Here is a 23,585-nt window from a genome sequence, read left to right as displayed (position 1 = left end):
GGGTGTCGCTGGCCGGTGGGGTGGGGCCGGGGTGTCGTGCGGCGCGTCGGTCGGGGCGGTGGTGCGCGTGGCGGGGTCCGGCCGGCTGGCGGGCCCGTGGTGCCAGGCCCGCCAGCCGACGTGGCGACGTGGACCGCGCGCGGTCCCCACCGTGGCGGACCGCCGACCGGCGCGGGGTGGCTCACCCGCGCCGGGCCGAGCTCAGAACCTGGTGTCGCCGGGCCCGTACGGCACCGGGTGGCGGGTTCCGTCAGGCACCGGGAGGCGCTTGGCCGGGGCCGCGAGCCGGTCGGTGGGGTCGGGCTGCGGCGGGTCGGTCGGGGTCCCGGCGTCGGTCAGCGTCAGCACGATCTCGCTGGCGTCCTCGCCCGCCGAGGCCCACCCCGAGCGCAGGCCGGCGTACGGCGAACCGAAGGGGGCGCCGCCCTCCTCGGTGTGCTGTTCGGTGCCGGCGGGCAGCGTGGCGCTCACGTCGGTGCCGGTGGGCGCCTTGATGGTGACGGTGTTGCCGATCCGGTAGGCGGTGACCTTGCCGGAGCTCAGCGCGCTCTTCCAGGCCGCGCGCTGTCGCAGCTCCGCTCCGGCCTCCCGCATGCGCGGGTTGACCAGCGGGGTGTTGTCGGCGTACAGGGCGCCGTACTCGCGCAGGATGCGGTCGAGCACCGGGTAGGCGATGCGGTCCTCGGCCAGGTTGGACTGGTGGATGAAGTGCGGGCGCGGGTCGTTGCTCGTGGCGTGCGAGAGCCCGATGTTGGACTCCAGGGGCACGATGTACGAGGCGTAGCCCGTCACCGGGTCGAGCGCCGCGGGCAGGCAGGTGGTGTTGGGCGCGGTCTCACAGGTGCCGCTGCCGCCGTCGGCCTTGCGGGCGTAGATCCAGTTGTACTCGTCCACCTGCTCGGCGACCCGGCCCGCGTTGTAGAAGATGTTCATCGGGTAGCGGGGCACGGTCAGGGAGGGGCCGACGGCCCGCTGCCCGAACTCGCGGGAGGTGTCGCTGGCCAGCCAGGAGATCTCGCTCTCGCGCAGTTCGGGGGCGAGCTCCGGGTTGTCCTGCGGCTGCTGCGGGCGGGTGGCCAGCCCGGAGTGCTCGCCCGTGACCAGCTCGCCACGGTCCACGGCCAGCCCGTAGCGGCCGGCCCAGTCCAGGTTGTCCTCGATCTGCTGGGCGATGGTGGCGCCGCTGGTCCACCGCGTCCGTCCGAGGATGTCGGTGGCGCACTTCCACGGCACGACGCTGACGTCCTGCACACAACCGAGGAAGAGGTGGTTGTAGGTGTGGTTGACCCAGCGGAAGGAGTGCTGGTCGGCGAGGAACTGGTCGGCCAGCGGGTCCTCGCCGCCGTTCTCCTCCCGGTGCGCCTCGCTGCCACCGGCGTTGTACGCCATGTCGATGGTGAAGCCGTGCGCGGCGGACCAGGTGCGCGCGTAGTCCGCGTCCTCGGCGGTCATGCGGATGGGGTCCGGCTCGGCGCCGTTGCCGGCCGAGCCGCAGTCCACGTCGCCGGGCGTGCAGTTGAGCTCGCTGTCCCACCGGTCGTCCGCGCCCAGGACGTCGTCCACGTGCACGGAGAGGTAGTTGCGGTCGGCGCCCAGGTGGATGCCCTGGGTCAGCCACTCCACGATGCCCCGGGCCAACAGGCGGTACTGCCGCTGGTGTTGGTTGTAGACGAAGGTGACCACCAGTTCGCGGCGGCCGTCGTGGGCGTACTCGCCCACCAGCGTCCCCCTGGCGGTGGTGCCCTCCAACGGGGCGTCGACGTAGCTGGTGAACGTCCCGTCGCCCGGCTGCTGGGCGAGCGGCACGGCCAGGAAGCCGTAGCTCTCGGTGACGGCCGGGTCGTTGTTCTCGAAGGGCACGTCGCCGTCGAGGTAGCCGAACGGTCCGGCCGCGCCAGCGGTGGTGACCTTCGCGGTGCGCCCGTCCAACGGCCCGATGTAGCCGGGGTTCTGCGCGTAGTTCAGCCCGACCTCGGGGCGTGCGTAGGTGTACGCGTCGACCTGGCGGACGCCGAACCGCTTCTCGTACGCGGCGATCGCGGACATCTCCGCTGAACCCGCGCCGAAGGGGTTGTCGTTGGGCAGCACGACCGCCTGGTACTTGGCGCGGGGTCGGCCATCCACGGTGTCGCTGAGGAAGGCCGCGTCGATGCGGGGCCGCCCGGTGTCACTCAGCGAGACGGTGGTGCGCGGTGTGCCCGCGCTGTCGAGCTCGGCCGCGATCGCGGCGGTGGCGGGCCCGCCGTCGTCGACGACCAGGACGCGCAGATCGATTCTCGGTGCCGGCGCCGGGGCGGCGCCGGCGCCGGATGTCGGCAGGCCGACAGCGAGTAAGGCGGCCGTCGCGCAGGCAACGGCCAGCCGGGTCACATGACCCATGAAGTCATCCCCCCAGGGATGGTCGACGCCCGTGTGGTCGCCGACGCGTGGGCAGTCGCGCACCACGGCGTGCCGGAGCACGCCGCTGCGGCGCGAGGTGATGGATAGCGAATGCGGAGGCGATGCGTCCGGGGCTCCCCATCCCCACACACACGCCGCCTGAGAGCACCGCGGGCCACGGTCGTGAGCACGTCACGAGCCGAGCGGGAATCGCACCCCCTCGGCTGCCCCACACATAGTGCGCCATGCCGGTTGCACCGCGCGGGTGTACGGACAGGTAGCGATCCGGAATTCGTCAGTCCTTACTCTTCTGTGACCGGTCCCCACCGCGCGCCGGCGTACCTTTGCGTGCTCGGCCCGCGCCCCTGGGTAACTTCTGCCCCCTGGGGTGACCTGCGACGCCAATGGTCAAGACCAACATGCGCTAGAGGACGCCACGAGGATGGCTCGTGCCCGGATAGCGAACGGCTGATGCGGGAAATCGGCCGAATGGCGCCTGTCGTGAATGCACACTTTGCGGGGTTAGTTGATGCAGCGACCAATTACCGTGGAGCGCTCCGGACAGGGCATCTCCCAGTGGCGCCACGAGGTGAGGGTGTGGGCGAACCGTATCGAAGTGGCCGGTCCCACATGTCTCTGATGTCACCTGGGGCGCAGAGATCACGCCATCGAGATCGCCCGCGCGACACTGCTCGACGCCCCGCCCCGGGACGGTGCGTAGGGAGGCGGCCACGGTCGGCGTACGGCGCTGGTAGGTCTCGCGCTCACGGGGAACCCGTCGCTCCATGGACCAGAGCGAAGCGCCGATTCTGCGGGCCCTTGACCGCTACCGGAACAGCGACGAGCTGTCGTACTCACCCCCGGGACACAAACAGGCACGGGGCGCCGACCCTCGGGTGCGGGCGGTGCTCGGGGACGCCGCCTTCGCCTCGGACGTGCTGGCCATCGGCGGCCTCGACGATCATCAGGAGTCACACCGGGTGCTGGCGCGGGCCGAGGAGCTGATGGCCGAGGCGGTGCACGCGCGGCTCACGTTCTTCTCCACCTGCGGCAGTTCCCTGTCGGTCAAGGCGGCCATGCTGGCGGTGGCCGGCCCGCAGGAGAAGCTGCTGGTGGGCCGGGACGCGCACAAGGCCGTGGTCGCGGGGCTGATCCTGTCCGGGGTACGACCGGTGTGGGTGGAGCCGCAGTGGGACGCCGAGCGACGGCTGGCCCACCCGCCGGCGCCCGATGCCTACGAGGCCGCGTTCGCCCGGCACCCGGACGCCCGGGGCGCGCTGGTGACCAGCCCCACCCCCTACGGTGCGTGCGCTGACCTGCCGGCTCTCGCGGACGTGTGCCACCGGCGCGGACGGCCACTGATCGTGGACGAGGCGTGGGGCGCCCACCTGCCCTTCCATCCCGACCTGCCGACCTGGGCCATGGACGCCGGCGCCGACGTGTGCGTGACCAGCATCCACAAGATGGGCAGCGGTCTGGAGCAGGGGTCCGTCTTCCACCTGGGTGGCGACCTGATCGACCCCGCCGCACTCGCCTCCCGGGCCGACCTGCTCGGCACCACCAGCCCCTCGGTGCTCATCTACGCCGGCCTGGACGGCTGGCGCCGGCAGATGGTCGAACACGGCCACCGGCTCATCGGCGCCGCGCTCGACCTGGCCCACCGGGTACGGGCCGAGATCGAGGCGATGCCGGGGCTGCACGTGGGCGACCGGGCCGACTTCGTCGGCCCTGGACGCGCAGCGGACCTGGACCCGCTGCCCGTGGTGATCGACCTCGCGGAGACGGGCACCACCGGGTACCGGGCGGCGCGGTGGCTGCGGGAGCGGCACGGGGTGGACGCGCACCTCGTCGACCACCGGCGGATCAGCACCCAGCTCACCCACGCCGACTCCGAGCGGACCACGGAGCCGCTGTTGGCGGCGCTGCGGGACCTGGTGCGGCACCTGCCGGAGCTGCGGGACGCGCCCGCGGTGGCGGTTCCCACATCGGCGGAGCTGCGGTTGGAGCAGGTGTGCCTGCCACGGGACGCCTACTTCGGCACGGTCGAGGACGTGCCGCTGGACGAGGCGGCCGGGCGGATCGCGGCGGAGATGCTCACCCCCTACCCGCCGGGCATTCCGGCCGCACTGCCGGGCGAGCGGCTGACCACACCGGTGCTGCGCTACCTGCGTACCGGTGTGGCCGCCGGGATGCGCGTCCCGGACGCCGCCGACCAGGGCCTGCGCACACTGCGGGTCCTGGTGCGCGCGGCCGGGGCCGACTGAGGCCGCCCCGGCGGGAGGTTCACCGCGCGGCCCCGGCGAGCCTCGCGCCGGGGCGCTCCCCAGTGGCCTCCCGCCGGCTGCGGGTCACCCGTTCGGGGGGCCGTACCAGACCGTGGTGACCTCGCAGAACTCCCGGATGCCGTGGCCGGCGAGCTCGCGCCCGTAGCCGGAGCGCTTGGCGCCGCCGAAGGGGAGCGCCGGGTGGGAGGCGGTCATGCCGTTGAAGAAGACGCCACCGGCCGCCAGGTCGCGGATCAGTCGCTCCTGCTCGGCCTCGTCGCGTGTCCACGCGTTGGAGCTGAGCCCGAAGGAGGTGTCGTTGGCCAGGTCGATCGCCTCGTCCAGGTCAGCGACCCGGTACAGCGAGGCGACGGGTCCGAACGCCTCCTCGCGGTGGATGCGCGCCTCGGGACCCAGGCGGGTGAGCACGGTCGGCTCGTAGAACCAGCCCGCCGGCTGGTCCGGCGGGCGGCGGGCACCGCACAGGGCGTTCGCCCCGTGGCGCAGGGCGTCGTCGACCAGCTCCTCCAACGTCTCGCGGGCCGACTCACTGGACAGCGGCCCCACGTCGGTCTCCTCGTCCGTCGGGTCGCCCACCCGCAGGGCTCGCATGCCCGCGACGAACTCCTCGGTGAAGGCGTCGTAGACCCGCTCGTGCACGATGAAGCGCTTGGCGGCGATGCAGGACTGGCCCGCGTTCTGGGTCCGCGCGGTGACGGCCGTGCGCGCCGCTCGCCGGACGTCGGCCGAGGGCAGCACCAGGTACGGGTCGCTGCCGCCCAGCTCCAACACGGTCTTCTTGACCTCGTCGCCGGCGATCGCGGCCACCGACCGCCCGGCGGGCTCGCTGCCGGTCAGGGTCGCCGCGGCCACCCGGGAATCGCGCAGGATGCCCTCGATGGCTCCCGAGCCGACCAGCAGCGTCTGGAAGACACCGACCGGGAAGCCCGCCTTGCGGAACAGCTCCTCCAGGTAGAGCGCGGTCTGTGGCACGTTCGAGGCGTGTTTGAGCAGGCCCACGTTGCCGGCCATCAGGGCGGGCGCGGCGAACCGTACGACCTGCCACAGGGGGAAGTTCCACGGCATGACGGCGAGCACCGGGCCGACGGGGCGGTAGCGCACGAAGGCGCGGACGGCGCCCGAGTCGGCGACGTCGTCGGGGGCCGGCTGCTCGTCCGCGAGCAGGTGCTCGGCGTTGCGGGCGTACCAGCGCATCGTCTTCACGCACTTGGCGGCCTCGGCGCGGGCGGCGGCCAGCGTCTTGCCCATCTCGGTGGTGACGACCCGCGCGACCGGTTCCTGGTCGGCTTCGAGCAGGTCGGCGGCCCGGTGGAGCAGTTCGGCGCGGTGCGCGAAGCTCGTGGTGCGGTAGTCGGCGAAGGCGGCCGTCGCGAGCGCCAGCCGCTCGCGCACCGCCTCCTGACTCAGCGCTTCGAAGGTCATGAGGGTTTCGCCGGTCGCCGGGTTCACGGTGGCGATGGGCATGGGGGTGCCTCCTTGGCTCGCGGTGCCCGGGGGCGCCGGCCCGCCGCCGTCGGCCGCGCCGCGCGTCAGGCGGGCGCGGGGCGTGGCGCGCGGGCCGCGACCCCGTCGTTCGACCATGCAGGCCCTCCGGGTACCCCGCAAACGCGCTCCCCAGCCCCCCTGTCCGCGCCCCCGCGCCGTGGCCCCCGGCGGGCGTCGCTCCCGTACGGGCCCGGGCTCGCGCGCCAGGCATGACGGCGCGAGGGTGGGTAGACGTGAGGCGTCGGCGCCCCCCACAGAAGAAAGGCCGCGGCATGGCCACAGCCCCCGCACCACCGCTGTCCGATCACGACCTCGCCACCGTGGACCGGTACTGGCGGGCCGCGAACTACCTGGCCGTCGGGCAGATCTACCTGCTGGACAACCCCCTGCTCACCCAGCCGCTGAGCCCGGAGCACATCAAACCCAGACTGCTCGGTCACTGGGGGACGAGCCCGGGGCTCAACCTGGTCTACGCCCACCTCAACCGCGTCATCCGCGCCCGCGACCTGAACGCCATCCACGTCACCGGGCCCGGCCACGGCGGCCCGGCCACCGTGGCCTGCTGCTGGCTGGACGGCAGCTACTCGGAGGTCTACCGGGACGTCTCGCGCGACGCGGCGGGGATGGCGCGCCTGTTCCGCCAGTTCTCCTTCCCCGGCGGGGTGCCCAGCCACGTGGCGCCCGAGACGCCCGGCTCGATCCACGAGGGTGGCGAGCTGGGTTACGCGCTCAGCCACGCCTACGGCGCCGCCTTCGACAACCCCGACCTGCTGGTGGCGGCCGTCGTCGGGGACGGCGAGGCGGAGACCGGACCCCTGGCCACCGGGTGGCACGGCAACAAGTTCCTCGACCCCGTGCACGACGGGGCGGTGCTGCCCATCCTGCACCTGAACGGCTACAAGATCGCCAACCCGACGGTGCTGGCCCGGCTGCCCCGGGAGGAGCTGGACGACCTGCTGCGCGGCTACGGGCACGACCCGATCCACGTCAGCGGAAGCGACCCGCACACCGTGCACCAGCGGTTGGCCGCCGCGCTCGACACCTGTCTGGACCGCATCGCCGCCTACCAGAGACGGGCCCGGGCCGGTGACACGACCACGGCCGCCCGGCCCCGCTGGCCCATGATCGTGCTGCGTACGCCCAAGGGTTGGACGGGTCCCAGGGAGGTGGACGGGAAGCCGGTCGAGGGCACGTGGCGCGCCCACCAGGTGCCGTTGTCCGAAGTGCGCGAACACCCCGAACACCTGGCCCGGTTGGAGGCGTGGCTGCGCTCGTACCGCCCCGAGGAGCTTTTCGACGCCAAGGGCCGCCCGCGCCCCGAGGTGCTGGGCCACGTGCCCAGCGGCGCGCGACGCCTTGGCTCCAACCCGCACGCCAACGGCGGCCTGCTGCTGCGCTCGCTGCCGCTGCCCGACATCCGCGACCACGCCGTCGAGGTGGGCACGCCGGGCGCCACGCTCCACGAGCCGACGCGCGCGCTGGGCGGGTTGCTGCGCGAGGTGCTGCGGGCCACCGCCGAGCGGCGGGACTTCCGGCTCTTCGGGCCGGACGAGACGGCCTCCAACCGACTCCAGGACGTGTACGAGGCCAGCGCCAAGGGGTGGCAGGACGAGATCCTGCCCACCGACGAACACCTGGCCCGCGACGGACGGGTCCTGGAGATGCTCTCGGAGCACAACTGCCAGGGTTGGTTGGAGGGTTACCTGCTGACCGGGCGACACGGGCTGTTCTCCTCGTACGAGGCATTCATCCACATCGTCACCTCGATGGCCAACCAGCACGCCAAGTGGCTCAAGGTCGCGCGCGAGCTGCCCTGGCGGATGCCGGTCGCCTCACTGAACTACCTGCTCACCTCGCACGTCTGGCGCCAGGACCACAACGGTTTCTCGCACCAGGACCCGGGGTTCATCGACCACATGGTCAACAAGGACCCGCACACCATCCGGGTCTACCTGCCGCCGGACACCAACACGCTGCTCGCGGTGGCCGCGCGGACGCTGGACACCCGGGACCGGATCAACATCGTCGCGGCGGGCAAGCAACCCACCTTCGACTGGCTGTCCGTCGAGGACGCGATCCACCACGTCCACCGGGGCGTCAGCGTCTGGGACTGGGCGGGCACCGACACCGGGCGCGCCCCGGACGTGGTGTTGGCCGCCGCCGGTGACGTGCCGACGACGGAGGTGATGGCCGCGGCGTCCCTGTTGCGGGCGTACCTGCCACAGCTGGCGGTGCGGGTGGTCAACGTCGTGGACCTGATGCGACTGCTGCCGCCCGAGGACCATCCGAACGGCCTGCCGGACAGCGGTTTCGACGCCGTGTTCACCACCGGCGCGCCGGTCATCTTCGCCTACCACGGCTATCCGTGGCTGATCCACCGGATGACCTACCGGCGCACCGGACACGCCAACCTGCACGTGCGCGGCTACAAGGAGGAGGGCACCACGACCACCCCGTTCGACATGGTCGTCCGCAACGACATGGACCGCTACCGGCTGGTCATGGACGTCATCGACCGGGTGCCGGGCCTGGCGCTGACGGCCATCGCGGTGCGCCAGCGCATGAAGGACAAGCGCACCGAACACCACGCGTACATCAGGGAGCACGGGGAGGACCTGCCCGAGGTGCGGGACTGGTCATGGGCGTGAGCGAGTCGGCCGACCGGCCGAGGGGAGCCACGGCCCACGGGAGCGCGCCCATCCCGCCGGCGGGCCGTAACGGGCGGGACGAGAGCCGGGAGGAGCGCGCGGACCGCCGCTGGGCCGAGTTGCTCCAGGAGGTACGGGTCGCGCAGACCGGGGTGCAGATCCTGCTGGCGTTCCTGCTCACGGTCGCCTTCACACCGCGCTTCCCCGACCTGTCGGACACCAACCGCACGATCTACGTGGTCACCGTGTTGCTGGGGGCGGGCGCCACCGGGGCGCTGATCGCCCCGGTCTCCATCCACCGGTTCGTCACCGGCTGGGGCGTCAAGCCGCAGACGGTCGTCTGGGCCTCGCGCTGCACGCTGACCGGGCTGGGCCTGCTGCTGTGCACGATCGGCTCCGCGCTGCTGCTGATCCTGCGGGTGGTGGTCTCGGACGCGGCGGCGGGCTGGCTGGTGGGGGCGGTACTGGTCTGGTTCACCGGGTGTTGGTTCCTGCCCGCGTACTGGATACGCCGCCGGGGACGCGCGCCGCGAGGCGGCGGCGACCAGGTCTGACCGGGCGTCCGGGCGGGGACGCGGCCCGCACCGGCCCGCGGGGCGTCGCGGGTGGCGCCGGGTCGGAGCCTGGGTGGCCGCCGGTTCCCCGTCACACCCCGGTGTCCGGGTCCGGGCTCGTGGTGGCGCCGGGGTCCGCCCCGGTGGTGGGGTCGGTCGTCGACGGCGCGACCAGCACGCAGAACTCGTTGTCCTGCGGGTCCCGCAACACGGTCGTCAGCCAGCCGTTGTCGACGAAGGGGCCCCGCACCTGTCGTGCGCCCAGCGCGCGCAGCCGGGCCAGTTCGGGCTCCATGTGGGGCACGCGCAGGTCGAGGTGCATACGGTTCTTGGCGCGCTTGGGTTCGGGCACCCCCTGGAGCAGCAGTTCGGGGCCGACGCCGGCGGGATCGCCGAGGGCGACGAAGGGCGGGTTGTGGCGCACCACGCGGTACCCGAGCGCCTGCTCCCAGAACGGGGCCAGGGCACACGGGTCGGCGCAGTCGAGGACGAGGGCGAGGATCACCGGGCGGCCTCCCACCGGCCGGGCCCCGCAAGCGGGTCGGCGTCCCTGGCCAGCGGTGAGCGGGGGCGAGGCAGGGGAGCGGGCACGGTGCCACCTTCCGGGGACGTGGGGGCGGGCGGGCGATGAGCGGGGAGGCTCGCCCGTCCCACGATGCCGGACGCGGCGCCGCTCCGCTCGCCCTGCGAGGAAGGCGAGCGGGGCGGTACCCGTTCCACCATGCCGTGCCCTGACCGCGCGACGCGTGCGCACCAGCCGCGCCGCGCGGCGTGTGGGGAAGTGGTGCAGGGGCAGCGGACGGTTCGAGCGGTGGGCTCAGGTGGTCAGGTGCTCACCAGGGCGTCAGCGACCGGCGCGCTGGTTCACGTTGAGCAGGAAGTCGAACTTCGCCAGCTTCCCGCCACCACCGTTGGAGACGTCCATCAGCAGCGCCGGGTGGAAGATCGGGTCGCTGTTGTTGCCCGGCTCACCCGGGAAGTAGAGCTGGGTGGTGAGGATGGGCCGGTTCGGGGCCTGCACCTTGACGTGGATGTGCCGGGTGCGGCCCGGGTAGAGGCCGGGGACGATGGTCTCCAGCTTGAAGGCGCCCTGGGCGTCGGTGTACTGGTGACCGCGCAGCCGGAAGCCACGGTTGTCGTAGGCCCCACGCACGTCCGCCTGCCAGAAGTCCAGCAGCGCGTTGGCGATGGGCCGGCACGACAGGCCGAAGACGTAGCCGGTCAGCGTCAGCTTGGTGCCCGTGATCCCCGACTCGATCAGCGAGGTGCGACGGGGCGAGTTGGGCTTGAAGTACGGGCCCTCCATCTGCGGCGGCGTCGGGTCGTCGTTGTCGTCGCAGTACGGGGTGGGCGCGAGCGGCTGCCCCGAGGGCGTCCGGTCGTCCTTCGCCCAGGAGACGCCACCGAGCACGATCGGCAGGGGGGCCGCCGCGAGCGCCGCCTTGAGCAGCGTCTTGCGGGTCATGCCTCTGCGCGACACCTCGTGCGCCTGGGGGTCTTGAGTGTTCTCGCCTTCCACGGTGTTCCTCCCGCGGTCATTTTTTGGGGGTGAGTCGTGCTGGCCGTACGAGCGGGACTGAACTTATGCGGAGCGCTCAGGGCCGGTCGATGGACTCGATTCGGCGAACGTGGTGATTCCCGCCGGTAGGCCGGGCGGCCGTCGGCGGCACCGGATCGCGGTCCGCCTGACGGCGGAAGTCCCCCGGGCTGACGCCCGTCTCGCGGCGGAAGAAGCGGCAGAAGTACGCCGGGTCGGAGAAGCCCACCTCGCGCGCTACCTGACTGACCGTCAGTCCGGTGGCCGCCAGAAGTCGTTTGGCCTCCCGGATCTCCGCCTCCCGGATCATCTGGCCCGGGGTCCGCCCGGTGGTGCGCTTGACGGCCTCGGTGAGGTAGCCCACGGAGACCCCGATGCGCACGGCGTAGGCGCCGACGGTGGCGCGTACGGCCGACTGTCCCGCGGTGGCACCGGCCGTACGGAGTGGCTCCACGGCGCCCCCGGTGCGTGTGTGCATGGTCAGCAGCTGTGCGAACTGTCGGGCCACGGCCGTGGAGCGGCCGACGGCCTCCTCCTCGGGCGGCAGCGCGCCCGGCAGCCGCTGGGCGCGGACGGTCAGCACATGCAGGTAGGAACGCAGCACGGTGATGAAGCCGTCCTCACGCTCCCGGAACTCGCGTCCCATGTCGGATATCAGCGCCGCGAGCGCCGGCGCCGTGTCGGGCTCGGGGTGCAGCCAGGGCCGCTCGGCCAGCCGCCGCAACACGGCCCGGTCCTCCGGGTGGGAGATCAGGAAGTCGTCGGTGAACAGGACGACCCAGCCCTGGAGGTCGCGCACCCCGGCCCAGTAGTGCACCTGGCCGGGCGCGATCACACACAGATGGGGTGGGCGCAGTCGCCAGGGGACCTGCTCGATGACGTGCGTGCCGGTGCCGGAGGTGACGTAGAGCAGCTCGTAGAAGGTGTGCCGGTGGGGGAAGGCGGCCCGGGACAGCGGCCCGATGCTGTCGAAGGTGCCGATCGCGAACGGCAGGATGTTGGGGGCCGGCACCGAGAGCCGGTGCAGCGGTACGGGGTCGACGCCGGGCGTCCAGTCCGCCTGCTCGCCTGGCACGTGGTAGAGATCCGCGGACGATGTGGGCATGGCAGGTCATGCTCCGTTCTGCTTCGCGCGCTCGCGCGCCCTCATGCCGTCGCCCTATGCCCCGCCCTTAGCCTAGGCCGCCACATGGCCTGGGAAAGCCATGAATTCAGCCCGTTGTCGCCTTGGTTCATCCAGCGTGTGCCCGCTCCGGGTGGATATCCGGTATCGCTCGGTGCCCGGCGCCGGGCATGGCGGTGCCGCCCGGGGCGAGCGCCCCGGACGGCACCGTGACAGCGCGCCGGCCCGGCCGGCCCGCCTGCCCTACACCGGGTCCGGCTGTGGGGTCGGCTCGGGCCCCGGTGTGGGTCCCGGCGCGGGGACCGGGTCCGGCGGAAGAGGCGGCACCGGGCCCGGCTCGGGCCCCGGACCTGGGCCGGGACCGGGACCGGGGGGTGGCGTGGGCGTCGGCGGGACTGGGTCGGGCGTGCCGGGTGGCACGGGCTCCGGGTAGATCGGCGGCACCGTCATCGCTGTGATGTCGTACGCCATGAGGAAACTCCTGTGGTTCGCGTGCACGGACAATCCGCCCGTCACCGACCGGCTGCCCCTTCCCTTCCCATTTACTCCCACGCCCCCGCCCCGCGCGACACGGCGCCGGCCGGGGCCGAACCGGCCGGCCCACCTCGCCCCGCCCACCCGAGCGCGCGGACAACGCCCCAGGTCAAGCCACGCACGGCCAGGGCGGTTAGCACCCCTCCCCCGCCTCCTGGCCCGTGTCCCGGGAGCCGCCCGACGCGCCCGAGGCCGCCCGCCCGTGCGGCCACACGGTCCGTGGGCCCCCTCCCGGCCGCCAGGTCCACAGCCGGAGGTCGCCGTCGATGATCAGTGTGTGGGTCACATCGCTCACATCGATACGAAACAGGTGGAAGGGTTGCGGTGGCTTGATCTCAGCGATGTACGCCGCTCGCGCGGGGCCCTCCGTCACCTCCACCGCCCGCCCGCCGAACCGCGCGTCCCCCGCCAGCAGGTCCGCTCCCGGCCCCGGGTTGGCGTGTACCGCCAGCCGCGCGTCGCGCCGCAGGTCCAGCGCCTTACGGGAGTGCCAGATCATGCCAAGCCAGACCTCGCCGCCGAGAAAGGCCACTTCAAGGCCGGTCACCCGAGGAGACCCGTCGGCGCGCAGGGTCGCCAGGACGTGGTGTCGGTGCGCCGCGAAGCTCGCCTCGACCCGGCTCGCGAGCGCGGGGGCCGCCTGGCGTACGTCGTGCCAACTCGTCGTCATGGCGCGATGCTCTCGCCCATACCCGACACCCTCGGTCCGGATTACGGCGGGCCATGTGGTGGGGCCGGGTGGTGGGGCTGGGCGGGGCCGGGTGCGGGCGCTCAGCGGGGCGGGCGGACCGGCGCGACGTCGGCCAACGTGTTCCAGAACATCAGCTCGTAGGTCAGGACGAGGTCCCCGTACGGGTCGGCGGCCTCGGTGAGCCGGCCGCTGTCGAGCCCGGCCCGCACGGCCGCCAGCGCCCGCTCCGCGTCGCCCGGCGCCGGTTGGGCGAAGAAGTCGAAGAAGCCACAGGCCCGGGCGTCGAAGCCGTAGTGGGTGCGCAGCCCGTCGGACATCGCCGCGCAGTACGCGCCCCAGGCGGCGAAGTTGGCGACCAGGGCCAGGACGACGTCGGCGGGTTCGGCGTTCAGTGCCAGCCACGCCAGGTACGCCGGATACGCCTGGCAGCCGGAGCGGGGGTGGTAGCCGCGTACGGTCGCCTCGTCGAGCCGGCAGGTGGCGGCCAGGTCGTGCAGCCGGGTCATGGCGATGTACTCGCCGTCCGCCATCGCGGTGAAGAAGGTGCTGATGGCCGGCTCGTCGACGGAGCGCTGGGCCAGGTGGAGGAAGGCGCGCCGGTCGCTGTCGATGATGCGGTACTGCTCCAGGGCCAGGGTGGCGACGGCACCCAGCGGCGCCGTCCCCGCCGCGACCAGCGGCACCAGCCGGTTGGCGTCCGGCGGCGGCGTCAGCCGTCGTACCGCCGCGTCGAGTCGCTCTGCCGCGCTGGCCGCCATCGCGTGACCTCCCGTGGGTCGTCGTCCGGCTCGCCGGTCCCGGCCCGCGCCGGCACCCGCCCGCCCCACGCTCTCACGCGCCGCCCCGCGCCCGGCGGCGATCCGCGCCGGACGGGGCCAGCGCGCGGGGCCCACGGCGGGGGCGGGGCGCGCCCCGGGTCGCCCGCACCGGCTCGGGAGCCCGTCGAAGATCGCGTACGCCTCGGCGCTCCGGCCGCTTCGCCGGGCGGGAACACACCGTTTCCGGCGGCGGGTTGGGCGGTCGGTGGTGGGTGTGCGGGCCGCGAGGGCGGAGGGGTTCGGGCGGGCGGGACACCGGGGGTGGACCTCGCGAGATTTCGCCGTCGTCACCGGCAACCAAGAGGTCATATGAACAGTCATATGAGGCATGAGAATGAACGAGAGCAACGAGCAGGGCCCGCGCGGGAGCAGGCGCCGGGCAGTGGGCCGCCGGGTGGGGGTGTTGCTGGGCATCGCCGGCCTGACGGTGCCGTTGAGCGTCGCGCTGGGCAGCGGCAGCGCGCAGGCGGCCAGCGCCTGTACGGCGAAGGCGGGCCCGTACCAGAAGCAGGCCGAGAGGTTCCTCGGCCGCCCGGTGGACGGCAAGCAGTCTGCCGCCGACTGTCGGGCCATCCGCTCCTTCCAGACGGCACACGCCATCTCCCCCAACATCGGTTACGCGGGGCCGGTGACCCGCTCCATGATGGACCTGGTCGGCAAGCAGCGGGCGGCGGGCAAGAACCCCAACAAGGCGAAGAAGTGCCCGACCAACCGGGGCCGTATCGCGTGTGTGGACCTCGGCCGACAGCTGAGCTGGATACAGGACGGCAAGAAGCTCGTGTACGGCCCGGTGCCGGTGCGTACCGGCCGCGACGGACACGAGACGCGCACCGGTTCCAAGAAGGTCTACTTCCGCAACATCAACCACTGGTCGACGCTGTACCACGTGCGCATGCCCTACAGCCAGTTCTTCGACGGCGGGCAGGCGTTCCACGCGATCGGTGGCAACGTGTGGTCGGCGCCGGGCTCGCACGGCTGCGTCAACATGCGCACGGCCGACGCCAAGAAGTACTGGAGCCTGCTCCGGAACGGCGACGACACCTTCGTCTACGGTCGCAAGCCGGGCACCTGACACCACCGCGGGCGCTGACGTCCCGCTCTTCCGCTGGCACGACCCGTGGCCCGCGCCGACTCGGCGCGGGCCACCAGGTGTTCGGGGCCGGGGCGGGTGGTCACGGGCGGGCGGCCCGTGGCTCCCGGGTGAGGCGGCGGCCGGGCCGCCGCGCCGACGGGGTCACCAGGACGAGGGCGCGTAGTCCTTGAGGAAGCAGCCGTAGAGGTCCTCGCCGAGTTCGCCACGGACGATGGGGTCGTAGACCCGGGCCGCGCCGTCCACCAGGTCGAGCGGGGCGTGGAAGCCCTCGGCCGCGAGGCGGACCTTGTCGGGGTGGGGCCGCTCGTCGGTGATCCAGCCGGTGTCGACGGCCGACATCAGGATGCCGTCGGTCTCCAGCATCTCCTGGGCGCTGGTGCGGGTGAGCATGTTCAGGGCGGCCTTGGCCATGTTGGTGTGCGGGTGGCCGGCGCCCTTGTAGCCGCGGCTGAACTGCCCTTCCATCGCCGAGACGTTCACCACGTACTTGCGGCGGGCCGCGGCGGCGGCCATCGCCGGCCGCAACCGGCTCACCAGGACGAACGGCGCCGTCACGTTGCAGAGTTGGACTTCGAGGAGTTCGAGCGGGTCCACCTCGTTCACCCGCTGGACCCAGCTGTTGCTGGCGTCCAGGTCGGGCACCAGGCCGCCGGCGTCGATCGCGTTGCCGGCCTCGATCCGGGCGAGCGAGGCCGAGCCGCCGGTGAGCGCCAGGGCGGTGATCGCGTTCGGCGTCAGGTCGCCGGAGCGCTCGCCCTGACCGGGCAGCTCGTGGTGGCTGCCGCTGCCGAAGTGGCCGAAGACCTCCTTGGCGGGCAGCTCACCGGCCGGCAGCGGCGCCTCCTCGGCGGTGATCAGCTCGGCGTAGGCGCGCGGGGTGCGCCGCACGGTCTGGGCGGCGTTGTTGATGAGGATGTCCAGCGGGCCCTCGGCGCTGACCGAGTCGGCCAGTGCGACGACCTGGGCCGGGTCCCGCAGGTCGATTCCGACGACCTTCAGCCGGTGCAGCCACTCCGGACTGTCGGGCATCGCCTTGAAGCGGCGGATGGCGTCGTGGGGGAAGCGCGTGGTGATGGTGGTGTGCGCACCGTCCCGCAGCAGCCGCAGCGCGATGTACATGCCGATCTTGGCGCGGCCACCGGTGAGCAGCGCGCGCCGGCCGCTCAGGTCGGTACGGGCGTCGCGCCGGGCCCGGTTCTCCTTGGCGCACGGCTGGCACATCTGGTGATAGAAGGCGTCCACCTCGGTGTACCGGGTCTTGCAGATGTAGCAGGACCGGGGGCGCTGGAGCACGCCCACGATCTCGGTGGTCGCGGTGGCGGCCAGCGGGATGCCCATCGTCTCGTCGTCGATCCGGTCGGCCGCGCCGGTGGCGGTGGCCTCGGTGACCGCCTTGTCGTGGGCGGTCTTGGCCGCGCGCCGCTCCTGGCGTCGACGCTGCTTGACCGTCCGGTAGATGCCGGCCGTGGCCCGTCGCACGGCTATCGCGTCGGGGTGGTCCAGTGGCAGCCGGTCGAGCTCCGCCAGCACACCCAGGCAGGCCGCGAGTCGGTCGGGGTCGATCCCCTGCTCCTCGGCCGGGCTTTCCTCAGCCACCGTCATCGCCGCTACCGTCCCTCGGCCTCGTGCTACCAGCAAACCCCCGAACTGTACGTACGCGGGTGAGACTTCGCCAAACTCACCCCGGAAGCCCACTACTCCTAGTAATCATCGGCCGGAATGTGGATTCGGCACAAGAAGTTCCCCTTCCGACGGTAGATCACCGTCGAATTGGGCATCATCCCTGGTAGCCGCCTCGAACCCGGGCGTGAATACAGCGGGTGAACGACACGAGAACAGACCTCCCCGGGTTCCGGACGGCAGAGGAAAGTAACACAGAGTAACCATCGACCCGCCTTCACTGGCGAGGGAGCGCCCCATGTCCGAGCAGTACGAACTCCCCTACGCGATCAGGCGTTGGACCATTGACAGGTTCCTGATCATCGAGCTTCACGGCGAGATAGACATCCTCGTCGCCGCCGCCAACAGCGACTTTCTCGCAGGTCAGGACCTGGAACGGCAGCCCGACGTGGTGGTCGACCTGACGGGGGTGACCTTCATCGACTGCAGCGGTCTGGGTGTGCTGTGCCAGCTCGCCAACCGGCTGCGGCGCCGGGGTCGGCTGCTGCGGATCGTGGTGGCCGACTCGTTCACGCTCAAGCTGCTGCGCGCCACCCGGCTGACCGAGGTCTTCCTGATCCACGACAGCCTCTCGGCCGCGCTCTCGCACTCCGACGGCGCGGCCGAGGTCCCCGCCTCCTGAACGGCGCCACCGCACGATGCCCGCGACGCGGGCCGGTCCCGGGCGCAGGCCACGGGACCGCACGGGGGCGGCGGCGCGCAGCGCCCGCGTTCCGGCCCCACTCCCCCACGGCCACCCCGGCCGATCCCCGGCGCCCCGACATCCGGCCGCCCGCGCCTCGCGCCGCGCCCGGCCCTGCCCGTGGCCCGTCCCACCCTGGCCCGGCAGCGTCGACCCCCGGCCCGCGCACCCGGCCCGAGCGGGCCGCGCTCAGTCGGCCGAGTCGGCGACCGACGACCCGACCACGGCGGCGCTGGCCCCGGAGGCGATGCCGAACGGCGGGTTCGGCACCCGCGCCGGGCTCACCAGCACGCTCGGCCGCCCGTCCACACCGACGGCGGTCTCCCCGTCGACGGTGATCCGCCGCAGCACGCGCGGGTGGTCGTCCGAGTCGTCCACCCCGTAGTGCTGGGTGGCGCGGTTGTCCCAGATGGCCACGTCACCGGCCTGCCACTGCCACCGCACGGTGTTCTCCGGGCGCTCGACGTGGTGCTGGAGCAACTCGACGAGCAGGCGCGAGTCCTTGCTGGACACCCCCTTGATCCGCTGGACGAAGTTGCCCAGCAGCAGGGTGCGTTCGCCCGTCTCGGGGTGCACGCGCACCACCGGGTGCTCGGTGGTGAAGGTCGTGGACGTGAACACCTCGTGGTACTGGACGAGTTGGGCGTCGTTCGCGTCGGGCCTGACAGCGGCGTAGTCGTACTCGTTGGAGTGCAGGGCCCGCAGGCTGTCGGCGAGGGTGCGCAGCGGCGCGGCGAGTTCGGCGTACGCGGCGGCGGTGTTGGACCACAGGGTGTTCCCCCCGTACGGCGGAATGACCTCGGCGCGCAGGATGGAGAAGGCCGGGTAGGCCGGGACGAAGGTGACGTCGGTGTGCCACTGGTTGGCCCGGCCGCCGTGGTCGGAGGCGATGCTCAGCGCGTAGCGGCCGTCGCCGGAGGGGACGGTGGGATGGGCGACAGGCGTGCCCAGCAACCTGGCGAACGCCTCGTGCCCGGCCCCGTCCAGGTGGTGTTGGCCACGGAAGAAGACCACCTTGTGCGCCAGGATGTGCGCCCGGACGGTGGCCACCGTGGCGGCGTCCAGGTCGCCGCCGAGCCGTACGCCCTCGATGACGGCGCCGATACGGCCGTTGAGGCGGGTGGCGCGCGGCGGGCCCTCGTTCGCGACCGGGCCGGTCGCGGTGAGCCCGGGGGTCGGCGCGGTGGTCATGGCGGTGCCCTTTCGGTGTGGGGTGGCGGAACAGGCCCGACCGGCGGGTGGGACGGCCTCGTCGCGTGGACGGGGCAGGCGGCGACCGGCCGGCGCGGGTCCGTGGCGTGACGAGGCGGGCCGTGCCAGGCCCGTCAGTGCCGAGGGGTGGCCGGGCGGGACGGACACCTGTCGGGGGCGACCCGCGACACGGCGTACGGGCGGCGTGGCGGCTGCGGACTGGTGGCGGGCATGGGCGGGAGCGTGACAACGGCCCGGGCGCCGCGTCAACACCCCACCGGTGGGGCCGAGCCCCCCGGCCGCCGCGCCACGACACCCGCCCCGGCGACCCGCGACCGCCTGCCCCGGCCCACCCGCGGCCCGTTACCGCACGAGGCTGACCTGGTGCTTCGCGGCGTGCGGGCGGGGCGGTCCGGCCGGTGTGGTGGGAGCGGCGGGCGGGGTCGGCGAGGGCGTCGGGTGGGTGGGTCGCGGGGGTGGAGACGGCATCGGGTGTTCATCGCCGTTCACCCGGGTTCACTCGGCCGCAACACCGTGGGCGTCGGGCGGGGGTCGGGTCGCTGGCGTGGGGTGGGGCGTCGGGGCCTGAGGCGTACCGAGCGGGGGCGGGTGGTCAGCGCGCTCCTGCCGTGCGGGTGGGCAGGAGCGGGGTGAGGGCCTCGGTGACCTGCCGCGCCACCGCTGTCTGGTGGTCGCGGAGGTAGAAGTGGTCGCCCTCGTGGAGGTGCAGGCCCCCGTAGCGCGGGGCGTGGTCGGCCCAGGCGGCGAGCCGTGCGGGTGGCACGACCGCGTCCGACCGGCCGCCGAAGACGGTGAGCGGCACCTCCGGTGGCACGGCGCCGGGCGTCGGGCGCCAGGTGTCCACCACCGCGAAGTCGCTCCGGAAGGTCGGCGCGAACAGGGCCCACAGCTCGTCGTTGTCCAGCAGCTCCGCCGGGGTGCCACCGACCGAGCGCAGCCAGTCGCGCAGTTCGGGGTCCGGCATCAGGTGCCGCGCGAGGCGCGCGCCGCCGCCCGGCGCCCCGTCGGCTCCCTCCGGCCGGCCGTCGTCGGCGCCGGGAACGCGGGGCGCTCCCCAGGCGGACACGCCCAGCCACAGCGGTACGCGTCGGCCCTCGGAGGCGAGTCGGCGGGTCAGTTCGTACGCGACGAGGCCACCCATGCTGTGCCCGAAGAGGGCGAAGGGCCCGTCGAGCAGGGGCGCGAGGTCGGCCACGAGGTAGTCCACCAGTTCCGCGCTGCTGGGCAGCGGGCCCACGTCGTGCAGGCTGCCCCGTCCGGGGGCGTTGACCAGGCAGATCTCCCAGTCGGCCGGGAACTCCTCGGCCCAGCCTCGGTAGAGGAGGTGGGAGCCGCCCGCGTGGTGGAAGAGGAACAGCCGCAGGGTGGGGTCCGACACCGGCCGTGGGCAGGTGACACTGCCGTGGTGGGTGGGGCGGGGCCGCGCACCCGTGGCGGGCGGTGGGGGCCCGGCGGGAACGCCGTCCTCGGTTCGCGCCGCTGGGGGCATCGTGGGTCTCCTCGTCACTCGTTCTCGGCTTGACCCCACGAGTCTTACGCGTCCCGATCACCGCCCACGGGCCGGGGTGGTGGCCAGATGTGGACGGGCGGGTGTCGGCGCGGCGCGCCGGTCGGTCGGTCGGTGGGCTGTGGCGGGTGGGAGGGGCCCGGGGCCGGCTCGGGGTCCGAGGGTGGGAACACCCCAGGGGCCCGGGAGATACTCCCGGACCCCTGGAGCGGGCGCGCCGCGGGCTCAGCCGGCGGTGCCGCCGGTGTCACCGTCGACCGTCTGGGAACGCTCCCCCCTCGTTCCCGACGGCCCGTTCGCGACGGCCCGGTCAGGCGGCGCTCCGGCTATCGGGTGTTCACGAGTTGGTCTCCACCCAGAGCTCCCAGCGGCTGCCGTTTCGCGTGCACTCCCACTTCGCGTGGGCGGAGTTCTTCCCGTCGGCGACGCACGCCGCCTCCGTGGGGTAGCGGCCTACGCGTTCCCAGCTGAAGGGGGTGTCCCGCGGGGTGACGGTCGTGGTCGATTCGGCGGGCGTGGCGGCCGGTGCGGCCTGCGCGACGGCGGTGGTGCCACCGGTCAGCAGGGCGGCTCCCAAGGCGGCGCCAGCGAGTGCGGCTCGCATGCGCATCGTTCCTCTTCACGTCGACGTGTGCGGTGGACATGGTGCGAAGCGCGCCCGTGGCCCCGGCCGGCCGGGAGTGACCCGGCCGGTGCCGCTTCGGGTCCGCGCCCGCCGGCTCCGTGGCTGGCGCGGTCCTCCGTGGGCGTTGGGGAGCCCCGGGCGTGCGATGTCCACTGTGCTGTCGGCCGGGTCGCCGGCACTGGTCCCTACGCGCACGGCTGTTGCCGGTTCGCGCACGCGGTGAGCCGCCACTGCCGGTACTCCCGGGGCGCCATGTCGTAGGTGGCCCGAAAGAGCCGGCTGAAGTGCGTCGGGTTGGTGAAGCCCCAGCGGGCGGCGACGGCCTGGACGGGGCGGGCGGCCAGTCGGGGGTGGGCCAGGTCCTCGCGACAGCGCTCCAGGCGACGGCGACGTATCCACGCCGCGGGCGACGTGCCGTCCTCCGCCAGCAGTTGCTGGAGCTGGCGCAGGGAGATGTGGTGGGCGTCCGCGATCACCTGGGGGGTCAGGGTGGGGTCGGCCAGGTGTCGTTCGACGAACGCGTTGATCCGGGCCCGCAGGGCGCGCCGGCGGGCCCTGGGGCTCAGCTCCCGCTCGGCGTCCAGGCGGCCGGCGATGACCGAGGCCAGGAGGTCCAGCGTGACCGCGGCCAGGGTGGGAACGTCGGCCGGGGTGAACTCGTCGGCGCGCGCCCGGAGGTCGGTCAGCCAGCGGGTGAACACCCCGGCCATGCCTCGGCTCCCGTCGAGGGGGGTCGCGAGGACGGAGGCCACTGTCCGCTCCGGCAGCGACAGCATCCGACGGGGGAACTGCACGGTCATGTGCGGCCACTCGCCGGGCCCCCCGCGCACGTCGCCCCGGTAGGGGCGGCTGCTGTCCATCATCACCAGATCGCCGGCGCGCGCCGACGCCTCGTCCCTGGCCACGGAGAGGTTCGCCGACCCGCTGCGGAAGTAGTTGAGCTGGTACGCCTCGGGGTCGGCCTGGCGGACCAGCTTCGCGGTCCGCACGATCTCCAGAGGGGGGTGGGCCAGCGCGGACACCCGTACCTCTCCCAGGTCCAGGCCGCACACGGCGGCGCGGAAGTCGTCCTGTTCGTCGCTGCGCAGCCGGTTGGGCATGTGCGACTGGGCTGTGAACTCCGCCCACAGCGCGAAGCGCTCCCTGGCGTGCACGACGTCCGTGCGGAACTCCGTCACCAACATGCTCGGCCCCCGTCACCCGTTGGTTGTCCGTGACCTCGAACGTGACACGGGGGCCCGTGTCCGGTCCAGCGGTGCTTCGGTCACCCACGGTCCCGGCCCGCCGGCGCCGCGTGCGCGGTGCCGGGTCCTCGCCGCGTCGGACGGTGGTCTGGCGGGGGCCGGGGCGGGGTTGTCGTCGTGCCGGCGGCCGGGAGGGGGCGAGTCGGCCCGTGGGGGTGGTCGGCCGGCTCTCCCGCGCGCTCTCGTGCGGATCGCGGCGGCGGACGAAGGCGAAGGCGATCACCGCGCCGCGTGCGCGGACGGCCGCGCACAGGGCCATCACGTCGGTGAGCCCGGAGACGCGCGCGGACCAGGTCGCCTCGGCCACCTGGTCCGCCAGGCCCGTGGGCGCGTCGGCGACGACCCGACGCTGGCCCTCTGCGGCGACCGTGGCGCCCGCCCCGGGTGCCCGGCCGCCGAGGTGTCGGCCCGCCCTCGGGGTCGGGCCGTGGTGGTCGTCGCGTCGGGGGTGGGGCCGGTCGGCGGGTGGCTGGCGACGGGGGCGGGGAGTGGGAGCGGCCCGGGACGTCCTGGTCGCGGTGGTGGGGCCGATCGGGGTGTCGTCGGCTCGTCTGTGGGAGTCAGCGTCCGAGGAGGCGGACGCCGTCCGGGCCCCGGGCGACGGGCAGCGCGCCCGGTTTGCCGCCTGGCGCGCCGAGCGCACCGTCGAGCACGCCCCGATCCTGTGGGGGCGTTCGCCACGATCAACGCCGGGATCGGTGAGCACGGTCCACGACGAGGACCCTCGGCCCTTCCCGTGGACGGGATTCCTTGTACGCTGTGAGCGGCGTTGGCGAATGACGCCACTGGTTGTGGTAGCGATTAACTGAGTTGTGGGGTATTCGCGGTGGCGACGGGAAAAATTCTGCGGTTTGACGAAGTCCGCGGCTATGGGTTCATCACGCCGGATGACGGCGATGAGGACGTGTTCATGCACGCGAACGACCTGCGGAGCGACAAGTCTCTGTTCCGCCCGGGATTGCGGGTGGCTTTCGACATCGAGGACGGGCAGCGCGGGCTGAAGGCGTCCGACGTGCGACTGATCGAGCGTTCCGCGCCGGCCGGCACGGGGTCCGGGGACGTCGTGCGGCCGCGCGTGCGGACGGAGGCCGAGGACGGCACCTGTGACGTGCTGACCTCCGCCGAGTTCCAGCTTGAGTTGACGGAGGCGCTGTTGCACGCCGTTCCGTCCCTCACCGGAACGCAGTTGGTGTTGGCGCGCAAGCGCGTCATCGAGCTGGCCCAGGAACACAACTGGGTGGAGTACTAGGAATATCGGCGGGACGTCTTCCGTGAGCCGTCGGGCTGTCGCCCGGCGGCTCACGCGCGTTCGCGAACGCGATACGGCCCCGGAAGATATCGGGGCACCTCGGGGAACAGTGCTCGTGGTGCGGGCGGCTATTTGAGTGTGCCCGCCGTGAGTCCGGCTTGGACCTGGCGTTGGAAGATGATGTAGACGGCCAGGACGGGGATCATGGCGATGAGGAGGCCGGAGAAGAGGACGGCCCA

At 73.1% G+C, this 23,585-nt stretch carries 18 protein-coding genes and 1 pseudogene; 6 read left to right on the top strand and 13 right to left on the bottom strand.

Annotated features, from left to right (window positions below; all coding sequences use genetic code 11):
* Positions 1-201 precede the first annotated feature (201 nt).
* On the bottom strand, positions 202-2,379 hold the full coding sequence (locus tag ACFVFR_RS20660; protein ID WP_383703708.1) for a hypothetical protein: 2,178 nt from the start codon (positions 2,377-2,379) through the stop codon (positions 202-204).
* Positions 2,380-3,164: 785 nt separating this feature from the next.
* Between ACFVFR_RS20660 and ACFVFR_RS20655 the strand changes: the two genes are divergently transcribed.
* Positions 3,165-4,643, top strand: a complete 1,479-nt coding sequence (locus ACFVFR_RS20655) for an aminotransferase class I/II-fold pyridoxal phosphate-dependent enzyme (RefSeq protein WP_383703706.1) — start codon at positions 3,165-3,167, stop codon at positions 4,641-4,643.
* Between the two features lie 84 nt (positions 4,644-4,727).
* Here the strand turns inward: ACFVFR_RS20655 and ACFVFR_RS20650 are convergent, their stop codons facing one another.
* Positions 4,728-6,128 (bottom strand): NADP-dependent succinic semialdehyde dehydrogenase, encoded by a 1,401-nt coding sequence (locus ACFVFR_RS20650; protein WP_383703704.1) that lies wholly within the window; start codon positions 6,126-6,128, stop codon positions 4,728-4,730.
* 293 nt (positions 6,129-6,421) lie between these two features.
* Here ACFVFR_RS20650 and ACFVFR_RS20645 point away from each other — a divergent pair, with 293 nt between their 5' ends.
* On the top strand, positions 6,422-8,797 hold the full coding sequence (locus ACFVFR_RS20645; protein ID WP_383703702.1) for a phosphoketolase: 2,376 nt from the start codon (positions 6,422-6,424) through the stop codon (positions 8,795-8,797).
* A complete protein-coding gene (locus ACFVFR_RS20640) occupies positions 8,788-9,351 on the top strand; it encodes a DUF6328 family protein (protein ID WP_383703700.1) in 564 nt (187 codons plus the stop codon). Before ACFVFR_RS20645 ends, ACFVFR_RS20640 begins: the two co-directional genes overlap by 10 nt.
* Before the next feature lie 91 nt (positions 9,352-9,442).
* Here ACFVFR_RS20640 and ACFVFR_RS20635 read toward each other — a convergent pair whose 3' ends face one another.
* The 5 genes from ACFVFR_RS20635 to ACFVFR_RS20615 all read right to left on the bottom strand — a co-directional run bounded on the left by ACFVFR_RS20635 (position 9,443) and on the right by ACFVFR_RS20615 (position 13,994).
* Positions 9,443-9,856 (bottom strand): VOC family protein, encoded by a 414-nt coding sequence (locus ACFVFR_RS20635; RefSeq protein ID WP_383703698.1) that lies wholly within the window; start codon positions 9,854-9,856, stop codon positions 9,443-9,445.
* A 339-nt stretch (positions 9,857-10,195) separates the two neighbouring features.
* The gene (locus ACFVFR_RS20630) at positions 10,196-10,816 is read right to left on the bottom strand and encodes a dioxygenase (protein WP_383703695.1); all 621 of its coding nucleotides are present in this window, start codon (positions 10,814-10,816) and stop codon (positions 10,196-10,198) included.
* Positions 10,817-10,946: 130 nt separating this feature from the next.
* A complete protein-coding gene (locus tag ACFVFR_RS20625; RefSeq protein ID WP_383703693.1) occupies positions 10,947-11,993 on the bottom strand; it encodes a helix-turn-helix domain-containing protein in 1,047 nt (348 codons plus the stop codon).
* A gap of 685 nt (positions 11,994-12,678) precedes the next feature.
* Positions 12,679-13,215, bottom strand: a complete 537-nt coding sequence (locus tag ACFVFR_RS20620) for a pyridoxamine 5'-phosphate oxidase family protein (RefSeq protein ID WP_383703691.1) — start codon at positions 13,213-13,215, stop codon at positions 12,679-12,681.
* A 101-nt stretch (positions 13,216-13,316) separates the two neighbouring features.
* Positions 13,317-13,994, bottom strand: coding sequence for a transcriptional regulator (locus tag ACFVFR_RS20615; RefSeq protein WP_383703689.1), 678 nt, complete (start codon positions 13,992-13,994; stop codon positions 13,317-13,319).
* A gap of 394 nt (positions 13,995-14,388) precedes the next feature.
* Here ACFVFR_RS20615 and ACFVFR_RS20610 point away from each other — a divergent pair, with 394 nt between their 5' ends.
* On the top strand, positions 14,389-15,126 hold the full coding sequence (locus ACFVFR_RS20610; RefSeq protein ID WP_383703687.1) for a L,D-transpeptidase: 738 nt from the start codon (positions 14,389-14,391) through the stop codon (positions 15,124-15,126).
* 162 nt (positions 15,127-15,288) lie between these two features.
* On the opposite strand, the gene ACFVFR_RS20605 is transcribed toward ACFVFR_RS20610, so the two are convergent.
* Positions 15,289-16,749 (bottom strand): SDR family NAD(P)-dependent oxidoreductase, encoded by a 1,461-nt coding sequence (locus ACFVFR_RS20605; RefSeq protein ID WP_383703685.1) that lies wholly within the window; start codon positions 16,747-16,749, stop codon positions 15,289-15,291.
* A 316-nt stretch (positions 16,750-17,065) separates the two neighbouring features.
* On the opposite strand from ACFVFR_RS20605, the gene ACFVFR_RS20600 reads away from it, so the two are divergent.
* The gene (locus tag ACFVFR_RS20600; RefSeq protein ID WP_383703683.1) at positions 17,066-17,449 is read left to right on the top strand and encodes an STAS domain-containing protein; all 384 of its coding nucleotides are present in this window, start codon (positions 17,066-17,068) and stop codon (positions 17,447-17,449) included.
* Positions 17,450-17,698: 249 nt separating this feature from the next.
* Here ACFVFR_RS20600 and ACFVFR_RS20595 read toward each other — a convergent pair whose 3' ends face one another.
* From ACFVFR_RS20595 to ACFVFR_RS20580, 4 genes are all read right to left on the bottom strand, one after another.
* The gene (locus ACFVFR_RS20595) at positions 17,699-18,700 is read right to left on the bottom strand and encodes a TauD/TfdA dioxygenase family protein (RefSeq protein ID WP_383703681.1); all 1,002 of its coding nucleotides are present in this window, start codon (positions 18,698-18,700) and stop codon (positions 17,699-17,701) included.
* Between the two features lie 613 nt (positions 18,701-19,313).
* Positions 19,314-20,099: a thioesterase II family protein gene (locus tag ACFVFR_RS20590; protein ID WP_383703679.1), complete on the bottom strand. Its 786-nt coding sequence runs from the start codon at positions 20,097-20,099 to the stop codon at positions 19,314-19,316.
* A 466-nt stretch (positions 20,100-20,565) separates the two neighbouring features.
* Entirely contained in the window at positions 20,566-20,832 is a 267-nt protein-coding gene (locus tag ACFVFR_RS20585; protein WP_383703677.1) for a hypothetical protein, read from the bottom strand.
* A 206-nt stretch (positions 20,833-21,038) separates the two neighbouring features.
* Positions 21,039-22,037 (bottom strand): helix-turn-helix domain-containing protein, encoded by a 999-nt coding sequence (locus ACFVFR_RS20580; RefSeq protein ID WP_383703675.1) that lies wholly within the window; start codon positions 22,035-22,037, stop codon positions 21,039-21,041.
* 886 nt (positions 22,038-22,923) lie between these two features.
* On the opposite strand from ACFVFR_RS20580, the gene ACFVFR_RS20575 reads away from it, so the two are divergent.
* Positions 22,924-23,346: a cold-shock protein gene (locus ACFVFR_RS20575; RefSeq protein WP_383703673.1), complete on the top strand. Its 423-nt coding sequence runs from the start codon at positions 22,924-22,926 to the stop codon at positions 23,344-23,346.
* Between the two features lie 128 nt (positions 23,347-23,474).
* On the opposite strand, the pseudogene ACFVFR_RS20570 reads toward ACFVFR_RS20575, so the two are convergent.
* Positions 23,475-23,585 (bottom strand): annotated as a pseudogene (locus tag ACFVFR_RS20570) (carbohydrate ABC transporter permease); the annotation flags it as partial.

Source organism: Streptomyces sp. NPDC057702, from assembly GCF_042799315.1.
Lineage (GTDB): Bacteria > Actinomycetota > Actinomycetes > Streptomycetales > Streptomycetaceae > Streptomyces.
This window is presented reverse-complemented; position numbering and strand designations above follow the sequence as displayed.

What these genes read in the sequence shown, in the direction of transcription:
- ACFVFR_RS20600 (WP_383703683.1), top strand. Translation starts at nt 17,066, where the DNA reads ATGTCCGAGCAGTACGAACTCCCCTACGCGATCAGGCGTTGGACCATT.
- ACFVFR_RS20620 (WP_383703691.1), bottom strand. Translation starts at nt 13,215, where the DNA reads ATGACGACGAGTTGGCACGACGTACGCCAGGCGGCCCCCGCGCTCGCG.
- ACFVFR_RS20660 (WP_383703708.1), bottom strand. Translation starts at nt 2,379, where the DNA reads ATGGGTCATGTGACCCGGCTGGCCGTTGCCTGCGCGACGGCCGCCTTA.
- ACFVFR_RS20625 (WP_383703693.1), bottom strand. Translation starts at nt 11,993, where the DNA reads ATGCCCACATCGTCCGCGGATCTCTACCACGTGCCAGGCGAGCAGGCG.
- ACFVFR_RS20655 (WP_383703706.1), top strand. Translation starts at nt 3,165, where the DNA reads ATGGACCAGAGCGAAGCGCCGATTCTGCGGGCCCTTGACCGCTACCGG.
- ACFVFR_RS20645 (WP_383703702.1), top strand. Translation starts at nt 6,422, where the DNA reads ATGGCCACAGCCCCCGCACCACCGCTGTCCGATCACGACCTCGCCACC.
- ACFVFR_RS20630 (WP_383703695.1), bottom strand. Translation starts at nt 10,816, where the DNA reads ATGACCCGCAAGACGCTGCTCAAGGCGGCGCTCGCGGCGGCCCCCCTG.
- ACFVFR_RS20585 (WP_383703677.1), bottom strand. Translation starts at nt 20,832, where the DNA reads ATGCGAGCCGCACTCGCTGGCGCCGCCTTGGGAGCCGCCCTGCTGACC.
- ACFVFR_RS20580 (WP_383703675.1), bottom strand. Translation starts at nt 22,037, where the DNA reads ATGTTGGTGACGGAGTTCCGCACGGACGTCGTGCACGCCAGGGAGCGC.
- ACFVFR_RS20595 (WP_383703681.1), bottom strand. Translation starts at nt 18,700, where the DNA reads ATGACCACCGCGCCGACCCCCGGGCTCACCGCGACCGGCCCGGTCGCG.
- ACFVFR_RS20650 (WP_383703704.1), bottom strand. Translation starts at nt 6,128, where the DNA reads ATGCCCATCGCCACCGTGAACCCGGCGACCGGCGAAACCCTCATGACC.
- ACFVFR_RS20605 (WP_383703685.1), bottom strand. Translation starts at nt 16,749, where the DNA reads ATGACGGTGGCTGAGGAAAGCCCGGCCGAGGAGCAGGGGATCGACCCC.
- ACFVFR_RS20615 (WP_383703689.1), bottom strand. Translation starts at nt 13,994, where the DNA reads ATGGCGGCCAGCGCGGCAGAGCGACTCGACGCGGCGGTACGACGGCTG.
- ACFVFR_RS20640 (WP_383703700.1), top strand. Translation starts at nt 8,788, where the DNA reads ATGGGCGTGAGCGAGTCGGCCGACCGGCCGAGGGGAGCCACGGCCCAC.
- ACFVFR_RS20610 (WP_383703687.1), top strand. Translation starts at nt 14,389, where the DNA reads ATGAACGAGAGCAACGAGCAGGGCCCGCGCGGGAGCAGGCGCCGGGCA.